Genomic DNA, 4,182 nt, shown 5'->3' with positions numbered 1-4,182 from the left:
GCGCGGACTGTTTGAACAGCGGAGCAAGCGCACGCCGGAGCCCCTGAGCGGTCGTCCCCTGCCCGCCCGTATTCAGATCTACGACAAGACCAGCAGCAACAGTGACCATCAGGCCCTCACCTTCCGCCGATAGCGCGTCACCACCAGCTACCTTCCGGGTAATCGATGACGATCCCCGCACCAGGGCCAGGATCAGTCGGAGTGAACAAGAAACCGCGGGTCTCCCCCGGCGCTACAGGCACCCACTCGGCCCGCAGCAGATTGTTAGACACATCCCCACCACCAAGGACAGCGCGACCACCCGCATACGGGGTAATCACAAGCTGCTGGCCGGCAGCGATCGGGCCGTCATACTCAACAACCCACGATTCCGACTGGATCGTGAACCCCGACACCGGTCCAGTGACCGTGAATGCTTCCGGGTAGAACTCCGCCGTCCCCGGATTCGTGATCGCAAACACACCCGGGAAGAGCACACCACCCGTGCCACCGAACCCGATCGAACCATCAACAATCGGGAACGCGAGACCACCAGTCGCTTCAACAACCGCGTCCATGCTGATCTGACGAATCCGCCCATACTTGCGCGGATCAGCCGACCACACCGGGATCTCAAACTCGACACGCTTCCCCGTGAAATCCGGACGCGAGAACACCTGCCCTCGGACCTTCGCGTTACGAAGCGACAACCACGCCCCGCCCGCCAGAACCCGGAACTGCAGGTCCGGGATCTTCACCAACGACGCGAGCCAAGCCCGCACCTCAGCGATAGACCAATCAGCAGACGTGGACGTCACAACCCCCGTGACCGTGACCCGGCGCGGCGCTGTCAGAACCTCATCAACATCGAACGCACCATCAGCACCAGGGATCACATCCTCGTCGAACCGGCTCTCCAACGAATCCCACCACCCGGCGAGCGAGTCAGGCAGGAGACCCCACCCCTCAACCCGCTCGCCGTACATGGTGCGACCCGCGATCTCAACCTTGACCTCATGCGTGCCTACGTCCACCGGTACTCCCTCGCAATCGCCTCAGCGAGTTCGTTCACGCTCGAGTCCGCCGGCACCATCGCGGTCACATTCGGACGCCCGAGGGAGTCCTTCAACGCCATCACGGCAGCGATCAGCTCCGACTGGTCACCACCTGGCATGCTGAACCCAAACCGTCGACCGGACTCGACCCACACCTGTTCAGAGCGGGCATGACGGGCAGGATCACCGGAGATGTACGCTTCGTCGTACTCCTCAGCGAACTTGTGAATCCCACCCGGGGTGTACGGGTAAATGCCGGGCGCGAAACCACCCGCAGCGAACGCTTTCACGCCACCCGAGTAGATACCACCGTTCGCGTTCCCGAGCCCCTTGACCGTGTTCACAACCTGCGTGATCGTCTGCGTCACCGAAGCAACCAGGTTGATCCTCGTGTTGTTGTAGTCCGAGATCAACTGATCCAGGTTCGCGCGAGCATTCGACGTGTTGACGATCATTTCGGTCTCGTGAGCGGTAGGAACGCCAAGGATCTTGTCGCGGAGGATCGCGGCCTCGTCCGATCCCAGGCCCATGGCAATAGCCGCGTCATAAAGCCGCTGCCGAGCATCCTCCAGGCGCGTGTTGAACCCAGCCACGTCACCATCAAGCTGCAGCTGAGCCACGGACGCATCCCACGCCGACTTAGCCAGATCCGTGAGCATGCTCATGTTCGAACGGCCAGCCTCGGTCGTCGTATCCAGAGTGGCCGCGTAACCGTCCTGGCCCTCCTGGATCTTCTGAACCTGCTCGTTGACCTTCGCCAGAGTTTCCTGGTAGTCGATGTTCGCCGTGATCGCGTCACGGTTCGCACCATTCGCCTTATCCAACGTGTCCAGCAGCGACTTCAGCTGATCCTTTAGGGCAGCGGCCTTGTCTGCTTGCTCCTGATACGCCTCCCCGGCGTCCTTTGCCCCGTTCTTCGCATCGCCCATGGCAAGCTTCATCAAGGTCGCCTTGTCAGCCGTGAGACCCTGCTCGGTGGCCGCCTTCGTCAGAGCCGACTTGTAGTCGCCCATCTGATCCAGCAGCAGACCGATCTGCTTCTCGTTCAGGTTCGCGCTCTCAGCAAGAAGACGGAACTTCTCCTGCGCCTGCGGAAGATCTGTAGCCGCCAGCTTCCCGAGCTCAGGACCGATCTTGCTCACCGCGCCCAACGCGTCTGCCATCGCCAGCGCATCCTTCGCGCTGCCCTTCAGCCCACTACTCCCGCTCGCCACACGATCAAGCGCCTGACCGAGCAGATCAAGAGACCCGGCCGCGTCACGCATCTCACCACCGCTGAGCGCCCCCGTGAACCCAGACCCGAACGCGGAGCTCAGAACATCGACGCCCGTCTTCGCGGTCGCCAGCTTGTTCTGCGTTACCTCCGCAGCGTCACCCAGGCTGTTGAGTGCCTTCGTGAACAGGTCGGCACCAGTCGCGGCCAGTGCCAGACCTGTAACGGCCCCGCCGGCAACCTTCGCGAACATGCCGAGCTTCCCCGACACCACACCGCCCTCGATGCCCAGTGTGGTGAGTGCGATCTTGAACTCCGCGAGTTTCGGCACAGCCAGCAGGGCAGCCCCACCAACAAGACCGATCGCAGCGACAATGCCACCGAGAGCAAGAACCAGCTGTCCCACCCAGTCAGGGAGGTCGTTGAACCAGTTCACCAGGTTGGTGAGCCCCTGAACCAGGCCACGTAGCGGCCCGTTCGCACCCTCGCCCATGCTGATGAACAACGTGTCTAGCGCGCCACCAAGCTGCTCGATGTCACCCTTCAGGTTGTCCAGACGAGTCGCCGCAGTCTCAGCCGCATACCCCTGGTCGTTGACCTTCTTCGTCCAGTCGTCAATGCCCTTCGCACCCTCGCTGAGGAGAACATTCGCGCCACGGATCGCATCCTGACCGAAAATGATCGCCAGGGCCGCGTTCTTCTGCTCCTGAGTGAGACCCTTCAGTCCCTTCTCAAGCTGACCGGCGAGCCCAGCCATCCCAACAAACTTGCCCTGAGCGTCATACGCCTTGATGCCCAGCTTCTCCATCTGAGATGCAGCCTCACCCGTCGGGTTAGCCATCCGCAGAAGCATCGTCCGGAACGACGTACCCGCATCCGACCCGAGCATGCCCGCCGACGCGAACGCCGACAACGTGCCAACAGTCTCCTCAACAGAGATGCCGAACTGGTTCGCAACCAGACCACCCTGCGACAGCGCCTGCGACAGATCCGACACATCACCCATCGCCTTGCCAGCACCCGCCGCCAGCAGGTCGGCAACATGCGACGCGTCCGAGCCCTTCAGCTTGAACTGCTGCAACGTCGTAGCCGCGATACCCGCAGCCTGCGCAACCCCAAGACCACCAGCAGCAGCGAGATCCAGGGCACCGGACAGACCGCCACCCAGAATGTCCTTCGCGGACAAGCCAGCCTTCGCCAGTTCCTCGATCGCGTTAGCCGACTCTGTCGCGGAGAACACGGTGCGCGCACCAGCCTCGATAGCGGCCTGCCGCAGCTCGGCCAGCGACTGCCGCGCATCCTCACCGGTCGCCGCAACGTTCGACATCGCCTGGTCGAACTCGGCATACTTGGCAATCGCGACACCGATACCCGCAGCGAGCGTCGCACCCATGAGCATCCCGGTACGCCCAAGGGTCTGCATCGCCTCACGGGTCTGAGCCAGCTTCTCAGCCTGAGACCCCACCTCGCGGGTCTTCTGAGCGGCCTCCTCCATACCCTTCGTGTACTCGGCAACCTTCGCCGACAGACGCACAACGACAACACGCTCAGCCATGCGAGCTCCCATCTACCCCGGACACCGGGAGTCGCTAAACTCATCGACATGGCACAGACGGCCGCACCAAAGAAGCGCCTGACTAAGGCGGCGGCGCTGACGCTCGCCCTCGGAGCCGGGGTAGCCTTCGTCGTCGGCGTGCTCGCAGCCATTGACGGACAGCCCTGGATGGCCGCCCTGCTGTTCTTGTTCCTCGCCGCAATAACGGTCGGGCTGACTTTCGCCGTCAACACCCGCCGCTAGTCCGCATCCCTCCGCTTCACGCGGAAGGAGCCTGACCCGGTTTCCCGGACAACTGAGTTGAGGCGATGATCGTCTCGGAAGGAGTCCGTGAGATGCCTGCTGCCCACCCGCCGGAGTTCCGGCGTCGAGCCCTGGAT

Annotated in this window: 3 protein-coding genes; 1 reads left to right on the top strand and 2 read right to left on the bottom strand. The window is 62.8% G+C overall.

Features of this window, described 5'->3' with window-relative positions:
- Positions 1 to 137: 137 nt before the first annotated feature.
- Together WFJ01_RS18940 and WFJ01_RS18935 are read right to left on the bottom strand one after the other, a co-directional pair.
- Positions 138 to 1,013 carry a hypothetical protein gene (locus WFJ01_RS18940; protein WP_336630030.1) on the bottom strand — a complete coding sequence of 292 codons (876 nt, stop codon included), beginning with the start codon at positions 1,011 to 1,013 and terminating at the stop codon, positions 138 to 140.
- On the bottom strand, positions 1,004 to 3,802 hold the full coding sequence (locus tag WFJ01_RS18935; RefSeq protein ID WP_336630029.1) for a phage tail tape measure protein: 2,799 nt from the start codon (positions 3,800 to 3,802) through the stop codon (positions 1,004 to 1,006). Before WFJ01_RS18935 ends, WFJ01_RS18940 begins: the two co-directional genes overlap by 10 nt.
- Before the next feature lie 48 nt (positions 3,803 to 3,850).
- On the opposite strand from WFJ01_RS18935, the gene WFJ01_RS18930 reads away from it, so the two are divergent.
- Positions 3,851 to 4,045, top strand: coding sequence for a hypothetical protein (locus WFJ01_RS18930; RefSeq protein WP_336630028.1), 195 nt, complete (start codon positions 3,851 to 3,853; stop codon positions 4,043 to 4,045).
- Positions 4,046 to 4,182 lie beyond the last annotated feature (137 nt).

Source organism: Microbacterium sp. MMO-35 (assembly GCF_037147555.1).
GTDB lineage: Bacteria > Actinomycetota > Actinomycetes > Actinomycetales > Microbacteriaceae > Microbacterium.
The sequence above is the reverse complement of the archived record's forward strand: the minus strand, read 5'-3'. Positions and strand labels throughout refer to the sequence as shown.